At 66.6% G+C, this 23,246-nt stretch carries 25 protein-coding genes and 1 pseudogene; 20 read left to right on the forward strand and 6 right to left on the reverse strand.

Annotated elements, in window-relative coordinates; genetic code table 11:
• Nucleotides 1–182 precede the first annotated feature (182 nt).
• From G1H11_RS07800 to G1H11_RS07855, 12 genes are all read left to right on the forward strand, one after another.
• Nucleotides 183–1,052: a phosphoenolpyruvate hydrolase family protein gene (locus G1H11_RS07800; protein ID WP_163817676.1), complete on the forward strand. Its 870-nt coding sequence runs from the start codon at nt 183–185 to the stop codon at nt 1,050–1,052.
• Nucleotides 1,049–1,420: a cupin domain-containing protein gene (locus G1H11_RS07805; RefSeq protein ID WP_163817678.1), complete on the forward strand. Its 372-nt coding sequence runs from the start codon at nt 1,049–1,051 to the stop codon at nt 1,418–1,420. Before G1H11_RS07800 ends, G1H11_RS07805 begins: the two co-directional genes overlap by 4 nt.
• Nucleotides 1,417–2,790: an MmgE/PrpD family protein gene (locus tag G1H11_RS07810; RefSeq protein ID WP_163817680.1), complete on the forward strand. Its 1,374-nt coding sequence runs from the start codon at nt 1,417–1,419 to the stop codon at nt 2,788–2,790. Before G1H11_RS07805 ends, G1H11_RS07810 begins: the two co-directional genes overlap by 4 nt.
• The gene (locus tag G1H11_RS07815) at nt 2,787–3,383 is read left to right on the forward strand and encodes an MmgE/PrpD family protein (RefSeq protein ID WP_163817682.1); all 597 of its coding nucleotides are present in this window, start codon (nt 2,787–2,789) and stop codon (nt 3,381–3,383) included. Before G1H11_RS07810 ends, G1H11_RS07815 begins: the two co-directional genes overlap by 4 nt.
• Nucleotides 3,370–4,035 (forward strand): isochorismatase family protein, encoded by a 666-nt coding sequence (locus G1H11_RS07820; protein ID WP_163817684.1) that lies wholly within the window; start codon nt 3,370–3,372, stop codon nt 4,033–4,035. The genes G1H11_RS07815 and G1H11_RS07820 overlap by 14 nt, the downstream gene beginning before the upstream one ends.
• Nucleotides 4,025–4,327 (forward strand): NIPSNAP family protein, encoded by a 303-nt coding sequence (locus G1H11_RS07825; protein ID WP_163817686.1) that lies wholly within the window; start codon nt 4,025–4,027, stop codon nt 4,325–4,327. Before G1H11_RS07820 ends, G1H11_RS07825 begins: the two co-directional genes overlap by 11 nt.
• Nucleotides 4,328–4,394: 67 nt before the next feature.
• Nucleotides 4,395–4,682, forward strand: a complete 288-nt coding sequence (locus G1H11_RS07830; protein WP_163817688.1) for a Dabb family protein — start codon at nt 4,395–4,397, stop codon at nt 4,680–4,682.
• Between the two features lie 45 nt (nt 4,683–4,727).
• Nucleotides 4,728–5,573, forward strand: coding sequence for an NAD(P)-dependent oxidoreductase (locus G1H11_RS07835; RefSeq protein WP_163817690.1), 846 nt, complete (start codon nt 4,728–4,730; stop codon nt 5,571–5,573).
• On the forward strand, nt 5,570–6,457 hold the full coding sequence (locus G1H11_RS07840) for an alpha/beta fold hydrolase (RefSeq protein ID WP_216843552.1): 888 nt from the start codon (nt 5,570–5,572) through the stop codon (nt 6,455–6,457). The genes G1H11_RS07835 and G1H11_RS07840 overlap by 4 nt, the downstream gene beginning before the upstream one ends.
• 329 nt (nt 6,458–6,786) lie before the next feature.
• Entirely contained in the window at nt 6,787–6,912 is a 126-nt protein-coding gene (locus tag G1H11_RS25170; protein ID WP_163817692.1) for an IS110 family transposase, read from the forward strand.
• A 105-nt stretch (nt 6,913–7,017) separates the two neighbouring features.
• Nucleotides 7,018–8,139: an epoxide hydrolase family protein gene (locus G1H11_RS07850; RefSeq protein WP_163817694.1), complete on the forward strand. Its 1,122-nt coding sequence runs from the start codon at nt 7,018–7,020 to the stop codon at nt 8,137–8,139.
• Nucleotides 8,140–8,753: 614 nt separating this feature from the next.
• Nucleotides 8,754–9,116 carry a cupin domain-containing protein gene (locus G1H11_RS07855; RefSeq protein ID WP_163817695.1) on the forward strand — a complete coding sequence of 121 codons (363 nt, stop codon included), beginning with the start codon at nt 8,754–8,756 and terminating at the stop codon, nt 9,114–9,116.
• A 92-nt stretch (nt 9,117–9,208) separates the two neighbouring features.
• On the opposite strand, the gene metH is transcribed toward G1H11_RS07855, so the two are convergent.
• From metH to G1H11_RS07870, 3 genes are all read right to left on the reverse strand, one after another.
• Nucleotides 9,209–12,952 (reverse strand): methionine synthase, encoded by a 3,744-nt coding sequence (gene metH, locus G1H11_RS07860; RefSeq protein ID WP_163817698.1) that lies wholly within the window; start codon nt 12,950–12,952, stop codon nt 9,209–9,211.
• 357 nt (nt 12,953–13,309) lie between these two features.
• Nucleotides 13,310–13,489 (reverse strand): hypothetical protein, encoded by a 180-nt coding sequence (locus tag G1H11_RS07865; protein WP_163817700.1) that lies wholly within the window; start codon nt 13,487–13,489, stop codon nt 13,310–13,312.
• Between the two features lie 162 nt (nt 13,490–13,651).
• Nucleotides 13,652–14,215 carry a type 1 glutamine amidotransferase domain-containing protein gene (locus tag G1H11_RS07870; protein ID WP_343074825.1) on the reverse strand — a complete coding sequence of 188 codons (564 nt, stop codon included), beginning with the start codon at nt 14,213–14,215 and terminating at the stop codon, nt 13,652–13,654.
• 227 nt (nt 14,216–14,442) lie between these two features.
• Here G1H11_RS07870 and G1H11_RS07875 point away from each other — a divergent pair, with 227 nt between their 5' ends.
• The gene (locus G1H11_RS07875; RefSeq protein ID WP_163817934.1) at nt 14,443–15,090 is read left to right on the forward strand and encodes a LysE family translocator; all 648 of its coding nucleotides are present in this window, start codon (nt 14,443–14,445) and stop codon (nt 15,088–15,090) included.
• 22 nt (nt 15,091–15,112) lie between these two features.
• On the opposite strand, the gene G1H11_RS07880 is transcribed toward G1H11_RS07875, so the two are convergent.
• The 3 genes from G1H11_RS07880 to G1H11_RS07890 are packed head-to-tail and all read right to left on the reverse strand — an operon-like array spanning nt 15,113 to nt 17,072.
• Complete coding sequence (locus G1H11_RS07880) at nt 15,113–16,102, reverse strand: LLM class flavin-dependent oxidoreductase (protein WP_163817704.1); 990 nt, start codon at nt 16,100–16,102, stop codon at nt 15,113–15,115.
• Entirely contained in the window at nt 16,099–16,857 is a 759-nt protein-coding gene (locus tag G1H11_RS07885) for a type 1 glutamine amidotransferase (RefSeq protein ID WP_216843554.1), read from the reverse strand. The genes G1H11_RS07880 and G1H11_RS07885 overlap by 4 nt, the downstream gene beginning before the upstream one ends.
• Entirely contained in the window at nt 16,854–17,072 is a 219-nt protein-coding gene (locus G1H11_RS07890) for a hypothetical protein (RefSeq protein ID WP_163817706.1), read from the reverse strand. The genes G1H11_RS07885 and G1H11_RS07890 overlap by 4 nt, the downstream gene beginning before the upstream one ends.
• A 145-nt stretch (nt 17,073–17,217) precedes the next feature.
• Here G1H11_RS07890 and G1H11_RS07895 point away from each other — a divergent pair, with 145 nt between their 5' ends.
• From G1H11_RS07895 to G1H11_RS07925, 7 genes and pseudogenes are all read left to right on the forward strand, one after another.
• The gene (locus G1H11_RS07895) at nt 17,218–17,571 is read left to right on the forward strand and encodes an ArsR/SmtB family transcription factor (RefSeq protein WP_163817708.1); all 354 of its coding nucleotides are present in this window, start codon (nt 17,218–17,220) and stop codon (nt 17,569–17,571) included.
• Nucleotides 17,564–18,124 (forward strand): annotated as a pseudogene (locus G1H11_RS26960) (maleylpyruvate isomerase family mycothiol-dependent enzyme); the annotation flags it as partial. The gene G1H11_RS07895 and the pseudogene G1H11_RS26960, both read left to right, overlap by 8 nt.
• An 87-nt stretch (nt 18,125–18,211) precedes the next feature.
• Nucleotides 18,212–18,649, forward strand: a complete 438-nt coding sequence (locus tag G1H11_RS26965) for an SRPBCC domain-containing protein (RefSeq protein ID WP_163817938.1) — start codon at nt 18,212–18,214, stop codon at nt 18,647–18,649.
• 1 nt (nt 18,650) lies between these two features.
• Entirely contained in the window at nt 18,651–19,379 is a 729-nt protein-coding gene (locus G1H11_RS07910; RefSeq protein WP_163817710.1) for a DNA alkylation repair protein, read from the forward strand.
• A gap of 284 nt (nt 19,380–19,663) precedes the next feature.
• Nucleotides 19,664–19,864: a cold-shock protein gene (locus tag G1H11_RS07915; protein ID WP_163817712.1), complete on the forward strand. Its 201-nt coding sequence runs from the start codon at nt 19,664–19,666 to the stop codon at nt 19,862–19,864.
• A 377-nt stretch (nt 19,865–20,241) separates the two neighbouring features.
• Nucleotides 20,242–21,570, forward strand: a complete 1,329-nt coding sequence (locus G1H11_RS07920; protein WP_163817714.1) for a cryptochrome/photolyase family protein — start codon at nt 20,242–20,244, stop codon at nt 21,568–21,570.
• A gap of 59 nt (nt 21,571–21,629) precedes the next feature.
• Nucleotides 21,630–22,919, forward strand: coding sequence for a cytochrome P450 (locus G1H11_RS07925; protein WP_216843556.1), 1,290 nt, complete (start codon nt 21,630–21,632; stop codon nt 22,917–22,919).
• Nucleotides 22,920–23,246: the final 327 nt, after the last annotated feature.

Here is a 23,246-nt window from a genome sequence, read left to right on the forward strand (position 1 = left end):
AGCAACGACAATCTTCTAGTCTGGTGGCAGCCGACAGTCGCGGAATCTGATCTTGCGGTGCTGCGGGCTCATCCACGCTCCGTGCTGGAGCGCGGGCCGATCTACCGGTTCCGGACGACGCACCACAGAGCACTCACGCCAGCTGAACGGTTCAGCTCACCACAAGCAAAAGGAAGACACGAATGACACGACAAGAGCACCTCAGCCGCTACCGCGGCAAGGTCGAAGAGGGGCGCCCGCTGATCGGCGCGGGCGCCGGAACCGGAATCTCCGCCAAGTGCGCGGCCGCGGCCGGAGTCGATTTCATTGTCATCTACAACGCGGGCCGTTTTCGGATGGCCGGACGTGGGTCCATGGCCGGCATGATGCCGTTCGGCAACGCCAACGACATCGTCGTCGAGATGGCGATGGAGGTTTTGCCCGTGGCGACGCCGACGCCGGTGCTCGCGGGCGTGTGCGCCACAGACCCGACAAAGAACATCTCGATGCTCCTCGAGACGCTGAAGTCGATGGGGTTCGCCGGCGTCCAGAACTTTCCGAGCGTGTGCCTCCTCGATGGCAGCGTCCGCGAGGACTTGGAAGCCACCGGGTATGGATTCGACAAAGAAGTGGCCATGGTGGCCCGTGCACGTGAGCTCGACCTGCTGACCGCCACCTACGTCCGCACCGACGACGAGGCCCGGGCGATGGCCGGCGCCGGCGCCGACGTGATCGTGGCGCACGTCGGATTGACCGCGGCCGGGATGATCGGCGGGCGTAACGCCGTCGGTCTCGACGAAGCCGCGGAGAAGACCCAGCGGGTCCACGATGTCGTGAGATCCGTCAACGACGAGGCGTTCGTGGTGTGCCACGGCGGCCCCATCGTGTCGCCGGGCGACGCCGAATACGTGCTCAAGAGGTGCGACGGAGTGACGGGTTTCCTCGGCGCGTCCAGCATGGAACGTATCCCGGTTGAGATCGCGATCACGGAGACCATTCGGGCGTTCACGGAGATCAAGCTCGCTCCGGTGATCGATCCGCTGAACGAAACCCGCCAGGAGGCCACCCTGTGATCGTCTTCCAGTTGCACGAATTGCTCGCCGATCCCACCGAGGTGCCTGAGCCGTTGCGTTTCCACGGTCTCGCGTATAGCGCGAATGTCGCAAGCACCGCCACCACCAAGGCGACTGCGGCATTGATCCGGCTTCCCGCGGGCAGCCGGGGGCACTGGCATCGGCACGCCGACGGCCAGGTCGTCCACGTGGTGCAGGGCGCGGGACTAGTCGGCCGTCGTGGCGAGGACCCGCTCCAGGTCACCACGGGAGACATCGTATGGATAGAGCCGGACGAAGAGCATTGGCACGGCAGCGCAGCGGGTTCGGACCTGGCCCAGCTGGCGTATTCCTTCGGGGCCATCACCTGGCTGGAGCCGAGCCTGTGAACCGGACGCCGAGCATCACCGGCGCGCTCGCCGATGCGGTGATCGGCCTGGCCTCTCGCCCTCGTACGGACGAGGGGACCCGGGCGGCCGAGCGGACCCTCGCCAACATCGTGGCGGTGGCCATAGGCGCGTCCCGAACCCCTGGGGTGCAACGGCTGGCTCGCCACCTCGACACCGGTACGGGTGTTCCGCTGGGGCCGAGCCCGCTGATCAGCGAGCGCGGGAGCCCGCGCGCCGCCGCGTTGCTGGCCGGTTTCGCCGGGCACTACGACGACTACGACGACACGCACCTCGCCACCGTGATCCACCCGGCGGCTGCGTGCTTCGGGGCGGCATGGGCAGTGGGGCGCGGGCCGCGAGTCGACGGCGCGCTGCTGATGGACGCGTTCGCCATCGGGTGTGAGATACAGCTCCGGCTGGGTCTCGCCGTCAGCCCCGAGCACTACGACCGCGGCTGGCACATCACCGGCACGTGCGGCGTCATCGGCGCCACCGTGACCGCTGCTCTCCTGCGCGGGCTATCCCGCGACGAACTGGCGACGGCGCTCGCCATCGCGAGCGTGCGGACGCTGGGCCATCGTGAGGCATTCGGCACCGAGCTGAAGCCTTTCCACGCTGGCCAGGCCGCCGCCAACGCGGTGAGCTCAGTGGACGACGCGTCCGGCGGATCGTTGCGGTGGAACCACGAAGACGATCCGATGGCGCTGCTTCTCACCGCCTTCGCACCACGGTCCGCGGATCCTGCAACACTGCTCACGGACAAGATCCGCTGGGAACTGGACACCAATGCGATCAAGCCGTACCCGTGCGGCATCGTCGCCCATCCGGGCATCGACGCCGGCCTCGCCGTCCACCAGCGGCTCCGCGCCTCTGGCCGCACGGTGGCGGAGATCGTCTCGGTGCGGTATCGCTGCCATCCGCTGGTCCCGGAGCTGATGGGCCGGACCGCACCGGATAACGAGCTCGAGGCGCGGTTCTCCGCCGTACACGGCGTGGCCGCCGGCCTGCTCCGCGGCACGGTCGGGCTGGCCGAGTTCGACGCCGGGGCCGCACGTTCGCCGGAGTACGGAGACATGCGCTCGCGCATCACCATGGTGCCCGATGCCCGCCTGGAGCGGGATCAGGCTGAACTTGCGGTCGACATGGCTGGCGGTGACGTCATGGTCGAGTGGGTTGAGCACGCGCGTGGCAGTATCGACCGCCCGCTGACCGACGATGAGCTGAGGGCGAAGGCTGACGCCTTGCTCGAACTCGGCCGGGGACCTTCGGCGGAGGAACTGTGGCGGTTCGTGACGTCGCTGCCGAGCGTCACCAGCGACCCGTGGCGGTCGTTGAGCGCGCCGGATCGGATCGCGGAGGCCGCGCGATGAGCGCCGTGACCGTCCGGCTCGGCGAGTTCGCCGTCACCGCGGCTCCGCCGGACTACCTCAGCCAGGCCATGCCGAGGCTCGCGGCCCCTGGGACGGAGCCGTGGGTGAGGATGCTGAGCGAGCTTTCGCAGGCGGTCGCTCCGGCGGAATCGGATAGTGACGGCGCCACCTCCGTTGTGCTCGTGGGGGCGGAGGTAGCGGTACGGATCCATGCGGCCCTGGCCCCGCACATCGAGGCCGGGTGGGACCCCGGCTGCGCGGCCATCGTGATCGGAGCGGCCGCTGCGGCGGCCCGTCGCCTGGGTCTGGACTCAGCGGAGACGGCACGAGCGTTGAGCATCGCCGCGACGCAGGCATCAGGTCTCGCCGCTCTTACCGCAACACCATTCAGCACCGTTCAGCGGCGGCACGCCCTGCTCCGGGGGGTGGAGGCCGCGCAGCTTGCCTCTACCGGCTTCACCGCGCCCCTGACCGGGCTCGAGGGCCGGAGAGGACTCTTCGCGGTGCTCGCGCCGTCGGCGGATCCTGACCAGGTACTCAACGGGCTCGCAGAGCATTGGAGACTGATGGAGGTGCTCAGTGCTTACCCCTGATCGCATCCATCCCTCGCGTACAGCGCTCTTACTGATCGACCTGTCCAACGATTTCGTCGATCCCGGCGGCAAAGCGGCGCGGGCTGGCGGCCGGGATGTCGCGCCTGCCGTAGGCGCGGTGCGGCAAGCCGCCATGCTGGCTACCGGGGCGCGACGAGCCGGTGTTGCGGTGATCCATTGCCTGCACACAACGCTTCCCGGCGCCGCCAGCGATTCGGCGGTGTGGCACGATGCTCGTTCGCGAGCCACGTACTCGGCCACCGACATCTGCCTGGACGGCAGCTGGGGACAGCAGCCCGTCGATCAGCTCGCCCCCGAGCCGGGCGACCACGTGGTGAAGAAATTCCGCTACGGCGCTTTCACCGGCACCAGCCTGGAGCTGTTGCTGCGGAGCCTGGCACTCGACACGGTGATCTGTGTGGGTGTCTCCACCAACGTATGCGTTGACACCACGGCCCGAGAGGCGTTCAGTCGCGAGTTCTTCGTCCACATCGCGGAGGACGCGTGCGCGTCTTGGGACATGTCCCTGCATGACGCGGCGTTACGCACCGCTGGTCAGCGCTTCGCCGTGGTGGCACGGACCGCAGCTTTCCTCGACAGCTGGGCCGCTGTCGCCACCTCGTCAGAAACGGAGATCGACAATGCTCGCTGAGCTTCGTACCTACACCATTTCCCCTGGACAGTCCGACGCGCTGTTCGGTCAGTTTCGCGACCTGAGCCTGCCGCTCTTCGCTGATCACGGCATCACCGCGTACGGGCCCTGGCGGCGCAGGCTCACCAAGGGAGAGCAACTCGTCTATATCGTCGAGTTCGATGACGCCGACGACCGGGACCGCAAATGGGCGGCATTCAAGAACGATCCGCGCTGGATCGCCGCGCAAGAGGCGGTCAGCGGTGGCGTGCCGTTCGTGGCAGGTAACGAGACGATCGAGATCACCCGATGAGCGCGGTCGTGACGCGGACCGTGCGGAGGGAACTCCAGCTGAGTCCGTTCGAGGAGGACGCGGAGTCGTGACCCTCGTACACCTGGTCCTTGCCGGCGTCACAGCGGACGAACGAATGGCGGCGGTGCTGGTCGGTCTGGCCGATGTTGCGCGAGAGTGCGGCGCACAGCAGGCGCTCACGGGGCCCAACCGGGCGCCGGAGGAGTTCGCTGGAGATGTGGCCCAGGGTATGGCGGCGTTGTTCGCCAGCGAGTCGATGCTGGACGAGTATCTGAGCCACCCTCGGCACCTGGCGTTCGCCGATGAGCTCGGGCGTCTCGGCGCTACCGTGACGGTGGTCGACCTCAGTGCCTGACACCCCATCCGACATGTGGATTCGTACCCTCACGAAAGAGGCGTCATGACAGAGAACGTGGGTTTCCTGGGACTAGGCGCCATGGGGTTGGGCATGGCCGCCAACCTGGTGGTCGCTGGCCACACCGTGCTCGGTTTCGACCCGTCTCCCGAGCGTCAGGAGCTGGCCCGGGCCAAGGGCGTGACCGTGGTGGACTCGCCGCGGAGCGTGGCAGAGGTGACGGAACGGAGTCTGTTCTCCGTAGTCCGGACCAAGGAGCAGACCCAGGACGTGCTCTTCGGTGACGACGGTGTCGTCGCCGCTGGAGTTCCCCTGAACGTGGCAATCTCCAGCACGCTGGACCCGACTACCATGGCCGAGCTCGCCACCCGGTTGGCCGCAGAGGGTGTGACCGCGGTGGACACCACCATGTCCGGCGGGCCTTGGGGAGCCGAAGCCGGCACGCTCACCCTCATGGTGTCAGGTCCGCAGACCGCGGTGACTGAGCTCGACGGATTGCTGCGGGTGATCGGCGAGAACATCTTCGTGGTCGGTGACGAGGTGGGAACCGGCCAGGCGACCAAACTCGCTGTGCAGTTGGCGTTCGGGATCAACATGATGGGTGTCTTCGAGGCACTGGAGGCGGTCCGCAAGCATGACGTGGACGAGTCCGTGCTCATGCGGATCCTCTCCGTCAGCGTGGGCGGGAGTTGGGTCACTGAGAATTGGGACCGCGTCACCCCTTGGTGGAAGAACCACAGTCCCGGGGGTGACTTGGAGATTCTCCTCAAGGATCTGCGATCCGTGCTCCGAGAGGCAGACCAGGACGTGGTGTCAATGCCGATGTCGGCACTCACGTTCCAGATGCTCCGGCACGTGTGGGCAGGGCGCGCGGATGGACTGGCGCCGTGAGCGACCGCACCACATGCATCACCGCCCGGGACGGTACCGTTTTGGCGCTCGAGATCGACGGCACCGGGCCGCCACTGCTGATGCTGCATGAAGTGGCGGGTGGAATTCGCAGTTGGGATCCGCAGGTGGAACAACTGCGCGACCGGTTCACCTGCATCAGGTACAACGCGCGCGGCTTCCCTCCCTCCTCGGTCCCGGAGTCGCCTGCGGCCTATAGCCAGTCGATCGCGGTCGACGACGCGTTGGACGTACTCGACGCACTCGGTATCGGCAGCGCCCACTTCCTGGGCTTCTCCATGGGCGGCTTCTGCACACTCCATACATGCCTGCGAACACCGGAACGGGTGCAATCGGCTGTGGTAGTCGGTGCTGGCTACGGCTCGAACCCCGAGCACGGGCAGACCTTCCTGGCCGAGATGGAGTCTGCCGGGCGGCGCTTCCGGGAAGATCCGCATTCGGCGGCGATCAGCTACGCGAACGGTCCCGCCCGCCTGCAGTTGCGGGCCAAGGCGCCCCAGCGGTGGGAGCGGTTCCGTGACGCGTTGGCCGGGCACAGCCCGATCGGGCAGGCATATACGTTTACCGAGGTGCTGGGCAAGCGGCCGTCGCTGTTCAGCTTGCGGGATGAGCTGGCCCGCCTGGAGATGCCGGTGCTGCTCGTGGTCGGTGATGAGGACGACGGTTGCCTGGAGACTAATCTCATGCTTAAACGCACCATCCCGGCCAGCGGCCTTGCGGTTCTCCCGCGTACCGGCCACACGCCTAACCTGGAGGATCCCGGCGAGTTCAACCGGCAACTGCTGGACTTCCTCCAGCGGGCTCAGCGCGGCGAGTGGACGGCGAGGGATCCGCAGAGCCTGGATCGCGGCCTGGTCGGCATGTGAAACGGCACGCGGATTCCAACGCCGATATCACCGATCTGTCGTCCCGGCTGACCGACGAGCTGTACGTCGTGATCGCTGACCTTCTATGAACGTCCTCCGTATGCCGCACCTAGGGCTCCCCGACGTCATGCGTCGGGGAGCCCCCGGTCGTGGTGATGCTCCTCGAGTGGCCAGCTCCACGCGACGAACATCGCGATCGCGACGAGTGCCAGCGGGATCAGGGCGATTCAGCGCAGGTGGTTGTCATCGGTTCATCTCCTCGGGTGCTCATGCGTTTCTCCGGCGGAACGGGGACGCATCACACCGACAGCAAAGGAAGCGAGGGATCGATGAGAGTGGCCGTCGGGATCGACATCGCCAAGGAGTTCCACTGGGTCGCGATCGTGCTCGCCGACGGCGGCAAGATGCCGCCGAACGCTGGCGGGGTCATTTTCCTAGGCGAAGATCCGCTCTAGGTCGGCGTCCTTCGACGGGCCGGAGCGTGATTGTCACCATGGTGAGCAGCGTCAGCGCCGCACTCGTGCCTTGAGGGTGACGATCTGCCTGGAATGATAAACAGGATGAAGCTCCGTGACCAACGCATCCACATCAGCGACGAAGTTCTGACTGATCTGGCACGCCGTATCGCCAGCACGCGCCAACCCACCGCCCCCGTCCGTCCCGGCTGGTCCGACGGCATCGACCCGGATCTGGTTCGTTTCCTCGCGGAATATTGGCAGGTCGGCTTCGATTGGCGTGCCCGGGAGAAAGCCCTAAATCGATACCGACATGTGCGGGCTGTTGTCGATGGCGTGAGCGTGCACACCATGATCTGCCAGCCGACCGAACCAGGGAACGGGTTACCGCTGCTGGCTCTGCACGGCTGGCCCTCGACGTTCGAGCAGATGACTCGGCTCGCTGACCGCCTGAGTGGCCCGCCGCACGCGATGACCGTCGTAGTTCCGTCGTTGCCCGGCTTCGGCTTTAGCGCGTCTCCGGCCGAACCCGGGTGGGATCTCGCGCGGATCGCCCACGCCATGCAGACACTGATGACTGAACACCTCGGGTACACCCGATATCTGGTTCGAGGCACCGACTACGGCCTCACGGTCGCATTGCACCTGGGAGCGCTCTATCCCAACCAGGTCGCGGGCGTGCACATCGGTGGGACGCATCTGGCGGTTCCCGACGATGCAGACCTTCCCACCGACCTGACGGATGAAGAGCGAACGTTCGTGGACACCTCACGACGCTGGTATGCGAAGGAAGGTGGCTACGTCGCGATTCAATCCACGAAGCCTGAGACCGTGGCTCACGCGCTCTCGGACTCACCGGTCGGCCTGCTGGCGTGGATCACGGAGAAATACCGCACCTGGTGCGCAACACCCGATGATCTGCACGCCAGCTTCAGCCCGGATGACCTGCTGAGCACCGCGACGATCTACTGGGCGACGAACACGATCGCCTCCTCAATGCGCTTGTATCGAGAGGACTTGCTCGGAACGCCCGTGCCGCGCTCGATCGCCCCGGTGGCCGTCAACCAGCCGAGCCTTGAGGAGTATCTGGCACCGAAATCGTGGTATCAGCGGTTCCAGCCGCTCTCGCGGTACACACTCTTACCGGGTGCCGGACATTTTCCCGAGTGGGAAGCCCCTGACGCGTTGGCGGCTGACCTCGCAGAGTTCGCGGCCAGTCTGCACTAGCGAGACAACAACTACTCGGCTCACTGGTATGCCTGCGCACGCTGAGATGACGTGTCCCCGCGCGTGCGGAGCGGATGAAGTTCAGCTCGGTGAGTCCCACGCTTCGCGGAGCATGTCGAGGACGACGGCGACCGCGTGGCTGCGATGCCGGCGGGGGTGTGTCAAGGCGTGACTTTCGCAATCCGGCAAGGTCGGACCCTTCAGGATCCCGGAGATCGCCGGCTTCGATCTGGTCGGCGGCGGTGATTGCCGGGAGTGCTGTCTAGCCGAGGCCGACAGCGGCACAGTCTTGATAGCTTCGATGCTGCCGAAGTGCGAGCACCGTCCGGTGGAGGGGCCGGTGCCGTCGAACCTGGCGGCACTTAACGAGTGAGACGTGGGCAGGGCCGGGCGCGCCAGTGCCGCCGCGCGCCCAGACCTGCCCCCAACGGGGCGAGGGGCAAGGGTCCCCCCGACCCTTGCCCCTCGCCCCGTTGTGCCCGTTACTGCTCCTCGATCATTGGCTCATCCCCGGGCCGGTTCAACGATCCCGGACGATCCCAGACAGGCCACGACCTTGCCGTTGGCCGGCGCTGTCGTGCGGTACACGATCGGCCGACTGAGATACTCGAGGAATGAACGATGACGTGCGAAACATCGCGGAGGTCTTCGGCCGCGTCACCGAGCCGTGGCAGCCGCACCGGCTCGTCAGTGTCAACGACTACGACGTGAAGGTCGTCAGAATCAGAGGCCAGTTCGTCTGGCACACCCACCCGGACACGGACGAGCTGTTTCTCGTGCGGTCGGGCCGGCTCACTATTGAGCTCCGCGATCGTGACGTCGTGCTCGGTCCCGACGACGTGTTCGTCGTCCCCGCGGGCGTGGAGCACCGTCCCCGTGCTGAAGAGGACGTCAAGGCGCTGCTGTTCGAGCCCAAGGGAACGATCAACACTGGCGACGCCGGCGGAGATCTCACCTCGGAGCTCCGCGAAATCTGAGCACAACGTGGGCGCGACAGCCGTGGCGTCGTCGTCCATGTCGGGGACGCCACGGCTCGCGCGCTCGTCGTGATCTCCGCGACCAGACGTCCTCAGTCGTCGGGGTCGTATCCGAGATTGGGGGACAGCCACTTCTCCGCCTCGGCCAGCGTCCAGCCCTTGCGCTTGGCGTAGTCGGCGATCTGGTCCCTGCCCAGCCTGCCGACGACGAAGTACTGGGACTCGGGGTGGCTGTAGTACAGGCCGGAGACGGACGCACCGGGCCACATGGCCATCGACTCGGTGAGCTTGATCCCGGTCGCGGATTCGACGTCGAGCAGCTCCCAGATGGTCTGCTTCTCGGTGTGGTCCGGGCAGGCCGGATAGCCGGGCGCCGGTCGGATGCCGGTGTAGCGCTCGGCGATCAGATCCTCGCCGGAGAGTGATTCGTCTGCGTAGCCCCAGAACTCCGTGCGCACCCGCTCGTGGAGCCGCTCGGCGAAGGCTTCGGCGAGCCGGTCGGCGAGTGACTCCGCCAGGATGGCCGAATAGTCGTCCAGGGCTTCCTTGAACTCCATGACCTTCTCCGGCAGCCCGATGCCCGCGGTCACCGCGAAGGCGCCGATCCAGTCGCCACCGCCGGTCTCGGCGTCCACCGGCGCGACGAAGTCAGCGAGCGACCGGTTGGGAATGCCGGCGCGGTGTTCGCCCTGCTGCCGCAGCTGGTACAGGGTCGCCCGCACGTCGGCCCGCTCGTCGTCGGTGTAGACTAGGACGTCCTCGCCGGTGCTGGCGGCCGGGAACAGCCCGTGGACACCGCGCGCCGTCACCCATTTCTCGGCGATCATGCGGTCCAGCATCGCCTGGGCGTCGTCGTACAGCTTGCGGGCGGCGTCGCCCGTCGACGGATTGTTGAGGATGTCGGGGAACTTGCCCTTCATCTCCCACGCGTTGAAGAAGGGCTGCCAGTCGATGTACTCCCGGAGCTCGGCGATGGAATAGTCGTCGAATACCTGCACACCGGGCGTGCGCGGTGCCGGTGGGGCGTAGCCGGTCCAGTCGATCGGGGTGGCGTTGGCCTTCGCGTCGTCGAACGAGAGCTGTGGGCGCTCCGACTTCTGCGCGTGCCGGGCACGCAGCGAGTCGTAGTCGGCTTTCACATCCGCGAGCAGATCAGCGCGCTGCTCATCGTGCAGCAGCGCGGCCGCGGTCGGCACCGACCGGGACGCGTCCTTCACCCACACCACCGGTCCGTGGTACTTGGGATCGACCTTCACCGCTGTGTGCGCGCGGGACGTCGTCGCGCCACCGATCAGCAGCGGGACGTCGAGACCCAGGCGCTGCATCTCGGTGGCGAAGTTGACCATCTCGTCGAGACTCGGCGTGATCAGGCCGGAGAGCCCGATGATGTCCGCGCCGGCTTCCTGGGCGGCGTCGAGGATCTTCTGTGCCGGTACCATCACACCGAGATCGATGACCTCGTAGTTGTTGCACTGCAGCACCACGCCGACGATGTTCTTGCCGATGTCGTGGACGTCGCCCTTCACGGTGGCGAGCACGATGGTGCCGTTGGTGTCCTTCTCGCCGACGGTGCCAAGGTCCACTTTCTCCTGCTCGATGAACGGGATCAGATAGGCGACCGCCTTCTTCATCACTCGCGCGGACTTCACCACCTGCGGCAGGAACATCTTGCCGGCGCCGAAGAGATCGCCGACGACGTTCATGCCGTCCATCAGCGGTCCCTCGATCACCTCGATCGGGCGGCCACCTCGGGCGGCGATCTCGGCCCGCAGCTCTTCGGTGTCGGCCTCGGTATAGGTGTCGATGCCCTTGACGAGGGCATGAGTGATGCGCTCGCTCACCGGAAGTTCGCGCCACTCCTCGACGGTCTCCTCGGCTGCCTCCCCCGAACCGCGATACTTCTCGGCGAGCTCGAGCAGCCGCTCGGTGGCCGCCTGCGGGTCGTCGGTACGGTTGAGGACGACATCCTCGATCGCGTCGCGCAGCTCCGGATCGACCTCGTCGTAGACCGTCAGCGCTCCCGCATTCACGATGCCCATGTCGAGCCCGGCGTCGATCGCGTGGTAGAGGAAGACCGCGTGGATCGCCTCGCGCACCGGGTTGTTCCCGCGGAAGCTGAAGCTCACATTGGAGATGCCCCCGGACACCTTGGCGCCCGGAAGGTTCTGCTTGATCCACCGCGTGCCCTCGATGAAGTCCACGCCGTACGTCGCGTGCTCATCGATGCCGGTCCCGACGGCGAACACGTTCGGGTCGAAGATGACGTCGGTCGGCTCGAAGCCGACCTCGTCCACGAGGATGCGGTAGGCGCGTTCACAGATGGCGGTCCGGCGCTCGTAGTTGTCCGCCTGCCCGTCTTCGTCGAACGCCATGACCACTGCGGCCGCACCGTACTTCCGGCACAGCCGCGCCTGTTCGACGAACTTCTCCTCGCCCTCCTTGAGAGAGATCGAGTTGACGATCGCCTTGCCCTGGACGTTCTTCAGCCCGGCTTCGATGACCTCCCACTTGGACGAGTCGACCATCACCGGTACCCGGCTGATGTCCGGCTCGGACGACACCAACTTGAGGAAACGGTCCATCGCGGCGACGCCGTCGATCATGCCCTCGTCCATATTGACGTCGATGATCTGCGCGCCGTTCTCCACCTGTTGCGCCGCGACGGAGAGCGCGGTGTCGTAGTCACCGTCCTTGATCAGCTTGCGGAACCGGGCCGAGCCGGTGATGTTGGTGCGCTCACCGATGTTCACGAAGAGAGAGTCGTCGGTGACCACGAACGGCTCCAGCCCCGAAAGCCGCAGCGCCGCCGGGTGCACGGCCGGCTCCCGCCTCGGCGCCCCGTCCACTGCAGCCGCGATGGAGGCGATGTGCTCAGGCGTGGTGCCGCAGCAGCCGCCGACCAGATTGACGAAACCGGCCTCCGCGAACTCCGCGAGCACCCCCGCGGTGTCCTCCGGTGCCTCGTCGTACTCGCCGAACGCGTTCGGCAGACCGGCGTTGGGATATGCGGAGACGAACGTGTCAGCAACCCGCGCGAGCTCGGCCAGGTAGGGCCGCATCTCTTTGGCGCCCAGCGCGCAGTTGAGGCCGACGACGAGCGGACGCGCATGCCGGACCGAGTACCAGAACGCCTCGGTGACCTGCCCGGAGAGGGTACGCCCGGAGGCGTCGGTGATGGTCCCGGAGATGACCAGTGGCCAGCGTCGGCCGGTCTCGTCGAACAGGGTCTCCACAGCGAAGATGGCGGCCTTCGCGTTGAGGGTGTCGAAGATCGTCTCGATGAAGAGCAGATCGGCGCCGCCGTCGACCAGGCCGCGAGCGGCGGTCAGATAGGCCTCGACGAGCTCGTCGAAGCTCACGTTGCGCGCCGCGGGGTCGTTGACGTCGGGGCTGATCGAGGCGGTCCGGGTGGTGGGGCCGAGCGCTCCGGCGACGTATCGCTTCCGTCCGGTTGCCGCGGCGACCTCGTCGGCGACGCCTCGGGCGAGGCGTGCCGAGGCATGGTTGAACTCGTAGGCGAGGTCCTCCATGCCGTAGTCGGCAAGCGAGATGCTGTTGGAGCTGAACGTGTTCGTCTCGATGAGGTCTGCGCCGGCGTCGAGGTATTCCCTATGGATGCCGGCGATCAGCTGTGGCTGCGTGATCGACAGCAGGTCGTTGTTGCCCTGGATGTCGCTGGCCCAGTCGGCGAACCGTTCGCCGCGGTAGCCCGCCTCGTCGGGGCGGTCCCGCTGGATCGCGGTGCCCATCGCACCGTCGAGGATGACTATCCGCTCGTTCAACAGTGCAGCGAGCTCATCCGTAGCGTCCGGGCTCCAGTGCTGCTCTGCGGCCATGGCGGTCCTTCCGTCGTCGCGGAAGGCGCCCTTGTTGTTACCGGCCGAGCGTGGCGGGTCTCCCTTCGTCGCGAGGCCCGTTGCAACGCCTCTCGGCTCTACCCAACCTAACCCGGATCGTCCCAATGGTGGAAGGTGGGACAACGAGATGTTCCTGAACGGGGGCGTGGAGCAGGCTCGCCGACTCGACGACGACGCAGGTCGGGAGGCGATTCCGGGGCCGCGGTTCAGCGGTACCGGCCATGGATCGAGATGTGAGACAAGCCGACAGGCCTGGGCGCCCGGTCAAGTCCCGGCGCCCAGGCCTGCTGTTGCCCCCTGGAGCGAGAAGCCCTTCCCCCGTACTGCTGGAGCGCCCTACTGCTGGAACAGGGCGTAGGCGCCCGACTCGGTGTCGTAGTAGAGAACGGTTCCGTCGGCGTAGCACGCCACGGGAACCACCGCTGCGGACGCACCCACCGCACTCGCGCACGCGATGCCACCAGCGACGACGACCGGGATGAGGGTGCGCCTGACGATCTTTGCTGCGAGCTTCATCTGCTCCGCTCCTTCTGTACTCTGCTCGACGCGGCGCACCAAGTGTCTGGGCGCCGCGGGCCCCCCTCGCGGAGACCATGCTCCTCGAGCATGGATGCGGGCAGAACGCGGCTCAACAACTCCGGACGATCCCAGACACCTAATACTCTCCCCGCAGCAGCACTAGGAGTGGACCGGGTGCTTGCCCTCGGCGAACTCCTCCACCATCTTGACGCAGAAGGCAGGAAGGTCGTCAGGTTTCCGGCTGGTGACCAGGCCGTGATCGTTGTGCACTTCCTCGTCGACCCAGGTGCCGCCGGCGTTGCGGATGTCGGTCTGCAGGCTTGGCCACGAGGTCAGGGTCCTCCCGCGGACGGCGTCGGCCTCGACCAGCGTCCACGGAGCGTGGCAGATGGCGGCCACCGGCTTGCCGGCGTCGACGAACGCGCGGACGAAGTCGACGGCTTGCGGGCTGGCCCGCAAGCTGTCCGGATTCGCCACTCCGCCCGGCAACATGAGTGCGTCGTAGTCGCCGGGATCGGCGTCACCGACCGCCTTGTCGACCGGGAAGGTGTCGGCTTTGTCGAGGTGGTTCATCGCCTGTGCGGTGCCGCCTTCTGGTGCGAGGAGTTCGGGCCTGCCGCCCGCGTTCTCGATCGCCCGCCAGGGTTCGGTCAGCTCAACCTGTTCGATGCCCTCGTTCGCGACGAGGACCGCGACTCTCTTGCCTTCAAGTCGTTGTGCCACGACGACTCCCTCCTTGATCGCATCGTTCCTGATGGCGATTGCTTCTCTCCTCCCGCGGGGTACCCGATGGGTGAGCGCTTCATTCGGGCCACGCTCGGCCATGGGCGTGTGCGGACGACGGTGGAATGCGGGTGACGGTGGAATATGCCGCGACCGGCGCCGGTTCTCACGGTCACGGTGCCGAAGCGGGACCGTCGATGGTGGGAACCAACGAAAGTGAGCCGTTGATGGTCAGCACCGCAGCAATCCTCGGAATAGCGGTTGTCGCCCTCGGCCTGGTGCTAACACCCGGCCCCAACATGATCTACCTGGTGTCACGGTCCATCACGCAAGGACGGCGCGCCGGCTTGATCTCGCTACTGGGCGTGGCCGCCGGGTTCCTCATCTACCTGACGGCGGCGACGGCGGGCCTCACGGCCGTGTTCGCCGCGGTCCCTGCCGCCTACACCGTGCTGAAGCTCGCCGGAGCGGCGTATCTCCTCTACCTGGCGTGGCAGGCGGTCCGGCCTGGTGGCACGTCCGTGTTCGCGCCGCGTGAGATGGCCGTCGATCCGGCACGCCGGCTGTTCACCATGGGGCTGGTCACCAATGTGCTGAACCCGAAGATCGCGGTCCTCTACGTGTCGTTACTGCCGCAGTTCATCGATCCCACCCGCGGCTCGGTCGCCCTGCAGAGCCTGATCCTCGGATCCAGCCAGATCGCCATCGCGCTGCTGGTCAATGCAATGATCGTCCTGTTCGCCGGAAGCCTTGCCACGTTCCTCGCGCAGCGGCCGCTATGGCTCCGGGCGCAGCGCTACGTCATGGGCACGGTGCTGGGCGGGCTGGCGGTCAAACTGGCCACCGACCGCAGCCGTCCCGTCGCGGCGGGCTGATCCCCACGGTCCCGGCGGGAGGTCATCCACTGGGTGGCACAACCCCGGCGAGGATCTGGAGGGAACGGATCCTGGCGTCGACGTCGCCCATGTTGGTGACGATCATCAGCTCGTCGGCTCGCGTGTGCTCCGCGAACGCGCGCACCTCGGACCGGACGTCGCCGGCGGCACCGACGGCGGTGTGCCGCAACATTGACCGGACCTGTTCCCCCACTGGCGAGGCGAGCAGCGTGTCGTCGTCGACCTCGAGCGGCGCGTTCCCGGCGCGGCTGATGAGGCCACGCGCCATGCGCACGAGGTTGTCCCGGAACAACTCCTCCGCGGTGTCGCGGGTGTTCGCGGCGTAGACGTTCATCGCGGCGATCACATAGGGCCGGCTGAGGTGTTCGGTCGGCTGGAACCCGCTCCGGTACGCATCGAGGGCGTCGTTCAGGGCCGCAGGAGCGAAGTGTGACGCGAATGCGTAGGGGAGTCCGAGGGACGCCGCCAGCTTCGCCCCGAACAACGACGAGCCGAGGATGTAGATGGGGACGTTGGTGTCCGTTCCCGGAACGGCTAGCACTCGTCGCCCCGGCTGCGCCGGCCCCAGGAAGTCGCGCAGTTCGGCGACGTCCTGCGGAAAGTGCTCGGCCGCCGCCGGGTCGCGGCGCAGCGCGAGGAATGTCTCCCGGTCTCCGCCCGGTGCCCGGCCGACGCCGAGGTCGATCCGGCCCGGATACAGGGTCTCCAGCGTGCCGAACTGTTCCGCTATGACCAGCGGGGAATGGTTGGGAAGCATGATGCCGCCGGATCCGACCCGAATGTTCGACGTCTGCCCGGCGATGTGCCCGATGAGCACGCTCGTGGCCGACGACAGAATGCTCGGCATGTTGTGGTGCTCGGCGAACCAGTACCGGACATAGCCCAGGCTGTCGGCCGCCTGGGCAGTGGCCACGCTGCCCTGAAGAGCCTCATGCGGGGTGCGCTGGCCGGTGACCGTGGCCAGATCCAGGATCGACAGCCGTACCGTCATGGGTGGTCCTCGCGCTTCTCTTCTGCGGCCGCAGAAGTGTCGGTGCTGGCATGGACGACGTCGGCGAACCGGCTCGCGACCGTGCGCCAGTGGCGGGCGGAAGCGGCGTCGTCGGTGAGCGCCTGCCGGTACAACTCCTGGGGATCGAAGCCCTGCCGGCGAAGCTTGTCCGCGTTCCACTCCAGGATTCGGTCTGGCGTGACCTCCGGGTGAAACTGCACTCCCCAAGCCGATCTTCCGTAGCGGAACGCCTGGTACGGACAGCGCTCGCTCGAGGCCAGCCACACGGCCTCTGCCGGGAGAGCCGTGATGGCGTCCTCGTGATGCTCGATGGCGGGTACCACGTCCGGCAGGTCGTGGAACAGCGGATCGTCGTGGGCTTCCGCGCGCATGTGTATGGGCGTGCTGCCGTTCTCCGGTAGTCCAGTCTCCGCCTCGACCGTGCCACCGGCCACCTGTGCCAGCAGCTGGCCGCCCAGGCAGATACCCAGGATCGGCCGGTCACGGCCGAGCGCCTCGGCCACCAGTGCGCGCGTCTGCCGCAGCCAGGGCGCGCGCTGGTCGTCGTCGGGAAGGTAGCCGCCGCCGAGTACCACGACGGCGTCGTGCTCCAGCCGTGCCGGCAGCGCACTTCCGTCGAAGGCCGGGACGACGTCGAGCTTGAGGCCGTCGTCGTTCAACCAGTCACCGAGGCGACGAGCGCCGCCGTTCTTCGTGTGCTGAACGACCAACACAGATGGAGCCGCTGCCGTCACCGGAGCACCTCCGCGAGCACGCAGTATCCACGCATCGGAGTCTCACTTCGTTCCCTGACGTTCACATGGTTCGCGCCGGCATCCGGCTGGCGCATCCAGACCTTCCCGTAGCCGAGCTGCTCGATGTCGGAGGCGACTCGGGCGTTCAGCGCGCCCGTTCGCTGCCAGATTCCCACGGTGTCCCAGATTCCCACGGTGCCAAGGTCAACAGCCATGCCCGCTACAACCCGCACGCCACGTGTCTTCATCCCGCCTGGAGGTGCCTTGCGCAAGCCGGCCGCGCGAGCCGTCGAGATGGCGCTTGACAGCAAGCGTCAGAGCATGAAATAACCAATTGGTTATTAAACGATTGGGTTATGAATGAGAGTCAGTGACCAGCTCGACGCCACATTCGCGGCCCTCGCGGACCCGACCCGGCGGGCCATTCTCACCAGGCTGGCTGCCGGTGAGGCGAGCGTCGCGCAGCTGGCCGCGCCCTTCGACATGAGCCAGCCAGCGGTCTCCAAGCACCTCAAGGTCCTCGAACGCGCCGGCTTGGTCTTGCGTAGCCGCGAAGCACAGCGCAGGCCACGCACACTCCAGACGGAGCCGCTTCAAGCGGCAGCGACGTGGCTGGAGGACTTCCGCAGCTTGTGGGAGGAGCGCTTTCAAGGGCTCGACACCGTGCTGGACGAACTCATGGCAGCCGCCGAACAGGAGAGAGACGATGAATGAGATCGCTGAACGGTATCGCCGCCGGGCGGCGGCCTTCGAACGTAAGATCGCCGCCGTACGGCCGCATCAATGGTCGAATCAGTCGCCCTGCGAGCACTGGGACGCCAGGGCGGTGGTCGGGCACATCATCGACATGCACGGCGCGATGCTGCGTCCGCTGGGTCGCGAGCTTCGGCCGGCGCCGTCGCTGGACGACGATCCGCTGGGCGCCTTCTTCTCGGCTCGGGCCGATGTCGAGGAGATTCTTGACGACACCCGGCTCGCCCGGGCCGAATGCGACACACCCACCGGCCGGATCACCACCGAGCAGCACATCGACCAGGTTGTCAGTGACGATCTCGTGATCCACGGCTGGGATCTTGCCCGGGCCACTCGCCAGGACGACACCATGGAAGACGAGGATGTGGAGCGGATGTGGGCACGCAGCACGACGGTCCCGGCCGGCGTCGTAGAGCAATTGCGCACCCCCGAAGCATTCGGTCCCGGCATCGAGGTCTTGGGCCCGGAGGTCGCGGTGCCCGACGACGCGCCCCTGCATGACAGGCTGCTCGGATTCTTCGGTCGTGACCCGGGCTGGAGCGCTGACGCGCACGACTACCCTGGCACGACGGTGACTACGCCCACCGACACCGAGATCGTGATGACCCGCTGGTTCGCCGCGCCGCCGGCGCTCGTCTTCTCCGCGTGGACCGAACCGGCACTGCTGAAGCGCTGGTACGGCGCCCGGGGCTGGCACATCGTGGAATGCCGCGTCGACCTTCGGGTGGGTGGCCGCTGGCGGTTCACCTGGCACGGTCCCGACGACGAGCGGATGAGCGCAGGCGGCATGTACCAGGAGATCGCGGCGCCGGAACGGCTCGTCTACAGCGAGGAGTTCGACGACCACTGGTACCCGGGGGAGTCCGTGGTGGTCCATGTGCTCACCGGCCACCGAGGCGGCACGGCCCTGACCACAACGCTGCGATATTCGACGCGAGACGTCCGTGATCTGGTGCTCAGCTCCGCGATGGAGCGCGGCGTCGAGGAGGGCTACCAGCGCCTCGACGACATGCTGATCGCCGTGGCCGGTGAGGAGTGATATGGCCGCGGACATCGGCGCACCGGTCTTCATCGAGCGGCTGAAGGCCCATCAATCGGCCGAAGAGCTCGCCAAGATTCAGCGCTACTTCAAGACTGGGCCGGGCGAGTACGGCGAGGGCGACGTCTTCCTCGGCGTGCGCATGGGTCAGGTCTTCGCGCTCGCGAAGGAGTTCATCGAGATGCCCCCGGAGGAGCTCGAGCACCTCCTCGACAGTCCGCTGCACGAGGTCAGGGCGGGTGCGATGAGCATCATGGACAAGCAGGCGCGGAGAAAACGGACCACGGAGAGCCGTCGCAAGGACCTCTACGAGCTGTATTTGCGCAGACACGACCGGATCAACAACTGGGACCTGGTTGACCTGGGCGCGCCGTTCGTGATCGGCGGTTACCTGTTCGACAAGCCACGCGGCGTCCTCGCCGAACTGGCGCGCTCCGGTGTCCTGTGGGAGCGACGCACGGCCATAGTGAGCACGTCGTACTTCATCAGGCAGGACGACCTGGACGACACGTTCGCGATCGCCGAGATGCTGCTCGCGGATGATCACGATCTGATTCACAAAGCGACCGGTGGCTGGCTCCGGGCAGCCGGAGCGAAAGACCGCTCCCGGCTGCTGCGTTTCCTGGACGAGCATGCCCGGAGGATGCCGCGCACCATGGTGCGATACGCCGTCGAGCGCTTGGACGCGGACCAGCGTCGTGCGTACATGGAGGCGGCTGAACGTGGGTGAACGTGGGGGAGCGCCGCGGCGCCTCGTTCCACGCCGAGAAGGTGGTAAGCTCGACACAGCGGTGAGGTGCAAATAACGATTTGTGTCGCCCATGCTGGCGGAAGTCGAATCGCGTTGTACTATTGCCGCGGTCGCAGTCTTTGTGTTCGTGTTGGATGCACGCTCGCATGGAATGATGTTGCGGGCGCGTCGTATACCTTCAGGTTTCTGGAGAGGTCGCGTCTAGACCGACCGAGGGCACTGCACGGTGTGGTGTCCTGTTTTCCAGCCCTGTAAGGAGTATCATGACTCAGGGAACTGTCAAGTGGTTCAACTCGGAAAAGGGCTTTGGTTTCATTGCCCGCGAGGACGGACCGGACGTGTTCGTTCACTACTCGGAGATCTCCGGCGACGGTTACCGTAGCCTCGAGGAGAACCAGGCCGTGGAGTTCGAGGTGACCCAGGGCGCCAAGGGCCCCCAGGCCACCAACGTTCGCGCTGTCTGAACTTCCGGGCGAGTACCACTTGCCTGACTGAGGTCTCAGCGATGGGCCGGCACCGCAAGGTGCCGGCCCATCGGCGTTTCACGGATCGCAAGCGCAACACACCAAGCCCGGCGACGCGTCGCTAGCGGGCGACGCGTGGGATGAGCAGCTGAGCTCCTGCCAGCTGAGTACTGTGGCCGGTGAGTATCGTGCCGGATACGGCCGGTACGGACAGTGCCTTGCCGGAGAGCATTGAGCAGGTGAGCACGTCGCATGTGGTCAACGCGCAGGTGGAGACTGTGCAGGCGAATGCCGTGCAGGCGACATCTGCCGGCCTGACGCCGTGCAGCTCGGCTGGGCGGAAAGCTGCCGTAGCCGGTGAAGGCAGGAGACCACAGATGACGGACATAGATACCGACAGGACGGCCGTCGTCCTGCTTAACCGCGATCTGCGCGTCCATGATCACCCCGCCCTCGCAGCGGCGTGCTCTCACGCGGACGCCGTGGTGCCGCTATTCGTCCTGGACGACGCGATTCTGAGCCGAGGCTTCGCCGCGCCGAATCGACTGGTGTTCCTGGCCAAGGCGTTGGAAGACCTGCGTGCGCTCCTCCGCGAGCGTGGTGGCGACCTGGTGATCCGGCGTGGAGACATCGTGACCGAGACGATGCGCATGGTCCGGGAGACCTCGGCGACGGCCGTGGTGTGCAGTGCCGACGTGAGCGCCTACGCCCGTCGGCGGGAACAGCGGCTGGCGGCGGCGTGCGGTACTGAGAACGTCGCGTTCCGCACCTATCCGGGCGTCACGGTCGTGCCCCCAGGTGACATTCGCCCGGCTGGAGGAGACCACTATCGTGTCTTCACCCCGTACTGGCGAGCCTGGGAGGCTGGTTCGTGGCGTCCGATACTCGCGGCGCCACGCCAGATCCGCATGCCACCGGGAATGACGGCGGGCGAGCTTCCCGGACGCGAGTTGGCGGGCGAGGGGCCCGTGTCGCCGTCGTTGCCCGCCGGCGGAGAGACTGAGGCCCGCAAGCTCCTTGCTGCCGCCGTACGTAAACGCGCGGACTGGGAGCCGGACCACGACGACCTGGCCGGCGATCACACGACGAGGCTCAGCCCCTATCTGCATTTTGGCTGCGTTTCCGCTCGTGAGGTCGCGGAGCGGCTGCGCGATCATGCGCCCGGTGTGGTGCGCCAGCTCGCTTGGCGGGACTTTCACCATCAGGTCACGGCGGCGTTCCCGGATATCGCCCGTCGCGACTACCGCGCTCGCGACCAGGCATGGCGCGACGACCCGCACGCCGCGGAGATGTGGCGACGCGGGCAGACCGGCGTGCCTGTGGTCGATGCCGGCATGCGTCAGCTCCTTGCCGAAGGCTGGATGCATAATCGAGCGCGGCTGATCACCGCGTCGTTCCTGACCAGGAACCTCAAGGTTCACTGGCGAGTGGGAGCCGATCACTTCTTCCGTTGGCTCTGCGACGGCGACATCGCGAACAATGCCGGGAACTGGCAGTGGGTTGCCGGTACGGGAAACGACACCAGGCCTAACCGGGTCCTCAATCCGCTGCGGCAAGCCCGCAGGTTCGATCCCGATGGCGTCTACGTGCGCCGGCACGTTCCTGAACTGGCAGAGGTGCAAGGTGCCGCCGTGCACACCCCGTGGCTTCTACCTGAGAACGTGCGCCAAGCGCTGGACTATCCGCCGCCCTTGATCGACATGTGAGCGCGGCATATATCGGCATGCGGGCATGACCGCCTTGGAACGTGGGTATGTGGCCGCGCATGCGTATGATCCCCGCGGGAAAAGTCCACGAGCACAGCATGCCGCACGATCCGGCTCCAGACTCGTCTCTCTCGCTCCTCCGTGAGGGATACAGCTTCCTGCCGCGACGATTTGAACGCTACCAAAGCGACATCTTCGGCGCACGGCTCCTCGGCCGGCAGGCTATCTGCATGCGCGGCGCCGACGCGGGGCACCTCTTCTACGACACCACCCGGTTCGAGCGTAGCGGTGCCGTACCGGGGTTCGTGCTCAAGACCGTGTTCGGCGAAGGCGGCGTTCAAGGCCTCGACGACGCCGCACATCGGCATCGCAAAGCGATGTTCATGGCGGTGATGACGCCGGAGTCGATCGACGACCTTGTCGCCCGCACGACATCGCTGTGGCGCGCAGCGTTGCCGAAGTGGGAATCCCGCGGCCGCATGGTGCTGTTTGACGAGGCGGCGCAGGTGCTGTGCCAAGCGGGATGTGACTGGGCCGGCGTTGCCCTACCCGCGGGAGATCGTCGTCGTCGGGCCGAAGACCTGATCGCCGCGGTCGATGGGTTCGGTGCCCTTGGCTGGCGACACTGGCGTGGGAGGTTGGGAAGGCGCCGGTCCGAGGCGTGGCTCGAGGACGTCGTCGCTGATGTCAGGGCTGGACGGCTGGAGACCCCGGACGATCGCGCGTTACACATCGTGGCCTTCCACCGGGACCACGATGGGGAGCTGCTCAGTGAGCGCACTGCCGCCGTCGAATTGCTCAACATGGTGCGGCCGTTCGTCGCCGTGTCGTGGTTCATCGCATTCATGGCCCTCGCGATGCACGATCATCCGGGCTGGAAAGCGCGCCTTCGCACCGGCGACGATGCTGATGCCGACATGTTCGTCCACGAGGTCCGCCGCTTCTATCCCTTCGCGCCGATGCTCGGCGCTCGGGTCCGGGAGGACTTCGACTGGAACGGTCACCACTTTCAGCGCGGCACACTCGTGATCTTGGACGTCTTCGGCACCCATCGCGACGGCAGGATGTGGCCTTCTCCTGGCGAGTTCGTTCCCGACCGGTTCCGGGACCGGGACCCCGAGGGCTTTGATTTCATACCGCAAGGCGGTGGCGACCCGGATCTGGGCCATCGCTGCGCCGGCGAGCACTTGACCATCGCCACCATGCGTAAGATCGCACGCATCCTGTCCGCCGAGATGACCTACCAGGTGCCCGATCAGGACCTGCGGCTGAGCTTGCGAAGGATGCCCGCCAAGCCGCCATCGGGTATCGAGCTCGAACACGTCCGGCAAACGCGGCCCGCCATGTGAATGCGCCGTGGGCGGTCTGGTGTCGAAAGGCCGGGCTTCGATTTCTTGCTCGTGAGGTCAGGTCAGGTTGCGGTCCAGCCCGCGATCGGTTCTGTGCCGGGGCTCAACCGGAAGAGCTCGATGGCGGGCTAGACGCTTGGGATAGACCTGGTCCTTTGCGTGAGAGGTCTGCTGCCGCATCTGTTATCCAGGCGAATGACTCCCAGGGGAGGCAAAGCTCCCGTTCCCGTTGCGTCCTGCAGAGTGAGCGCCAGGGGGCTCGATGTGCAGGACGCAACGAACCGCAAACGCGTCGGCCTTGAATCGAACAAGCGTTCTAACTATGAT

The organism is Phytoactinopolyspora alkaliphila (genome assembly GCF_010550695.1).
Taxonomy (GTDB): Bacteria; Actinomycetota; Actinomycetes; order Jiangellales; family Jiangellaceae; genus Phytoactinopolyspora; species Phytoactinopolyspora alkaliphila.

What these genes read in the sequence shown, in the direction of transcription:
- G1H11_RS07800 (WP_163817676.1), top strand. Translation starts at nt 183, where the DNA reads ATGACACGACAAGAGCACCTCAGCCGCTACCGCGGCAAGGTCGAAGAG.
- G1H11_RS07815 (WP_163817682.1), top strand. Translation starts at nt 2,787, where the DNA reads ATGAGCGCCGTGACCGTCCGGCTCGGCGAGTTCGCCGTCACCGCGGCT.
- G1H11_RS07825 (WP_163817686.1), top strand. Translation starts at nt 4,025, where the DNA reads ATGCTCGCTGAGCTTCGTACCTACACCATTTCCCCTGGACAGTCCGAC.
- G1H11_RS07835 (WP_163817690.1), top strand. Translation starts at nt 4,728, where the DNA reads ATGACAGAGAACGTGGGTTTCCTGGGACTAGGCGCCATGGGGTTGGGC.
- G1H11_RS25170 (WP_163817692.1), top strand. Translation starts at nt 6,787, where the DNA reads ATGAGAGTGGCCGTCGGGATCGACATCGCCAAGGAGTTCCACTGGGTC.
- G1H11_RS07850 (WP_163817694.1), top strand. Translation starts at nt 7,018, where the DNA reads ATGAAGCTCCGTGACCAACGCATCCACATCAGCGACGAAGTTCTGACT.
- G1H11_RS07855 (WP_163817695.1), top strand. Translation starts at nt 8,754, where the DNA reads ATGAACGATGACGTGCGAAACATCGCGGAGGTCTTCGGCCGCGTCACC.
- metH (WP_163817698.1), bottom strand. Translation starts at nt 12,952, where the DNA reads ATGGCCGCAGAGCAGCACTGGAGCCCGGACGCTACGGATGAGCTCGCT.
- G1H11_RS07865 (WP_163817700.1), bottom strand. Translation starts at nt 13,489, where the DNA reads ATGAAGCTCGCAGCAAAGATCGTCAGGCGCACCCTCATCCCGGTCGTC.
- G1H11_RS07875 (WP_163817934.1), top strand. Translation starts at nt 14,443, where the DNA reads ATGGTCAGCACCGCAGCAATCCTCGGAATAGCGGTTGTCGCCCTCGGC.
- G1H11_RS07880 (WP_163817704.1), bottom strand. Translation starts at nt 16,102, where the DNA reads ATGACGGTACGGCTGTCGATCCTGGATCTGGCCACGGTCACCGGCCAG.
- G1H11_RS07890 (WP_163817706.1), bottom strand. Translation starts at nt 17,072, where the DNA reads ATGGCTGTTGACCTTGGCACCGTGGGAATCTGGGACACCGTGGGAATC.
- G1H11_RS07895 (WP_163817708.1), top strand. Translation starts at nt 17,218, where the DNA reads ATGAGAGTCAGTGACCAGCTCGACGCCACATTCGCGGCCCTCGCGGAC.
- G1H11_RS26965 (WP_163817938.1), top strand. Translation starts at nt 18,212, where the DNA reads ATGACCCGCTGGTTCGCCGCGCCGCCGGCGCTCGTCTTCTCCGCGTGG.
- G1H11_RS07910 (WP_163817710.1), top strand. Translation starts at nt 18,651, where the DNA reads ATGGCCGCGGACATCGGCGCACCGGTCTTCATCGAGCGGCTGAAGGCC.
- G1H11_RS07915 (WP_163817712.1), top strand. Translation starts at nt 19,664, where the DNA reads ATGACTCAGGGAACTGTCAAGTGGTTCAACTCGGAAAAGGGCTTTGGT.
- G1H11_RS07920 (WP_163817714.1), top strand. Translation starts at nt 20,242, where the DNA reads ATGACGGACATAGATACCGACAGGACGGCCGTCGTCCTGCTTAACCGC.
- G1H11_RS07925 (WP_216843556.1), top strand. Translation starts at nt 21,630, where the DNA reads ATGCGTATGATCCCCGCGGGAAAAGTCCACGAGCACAGCATGCCGCAC.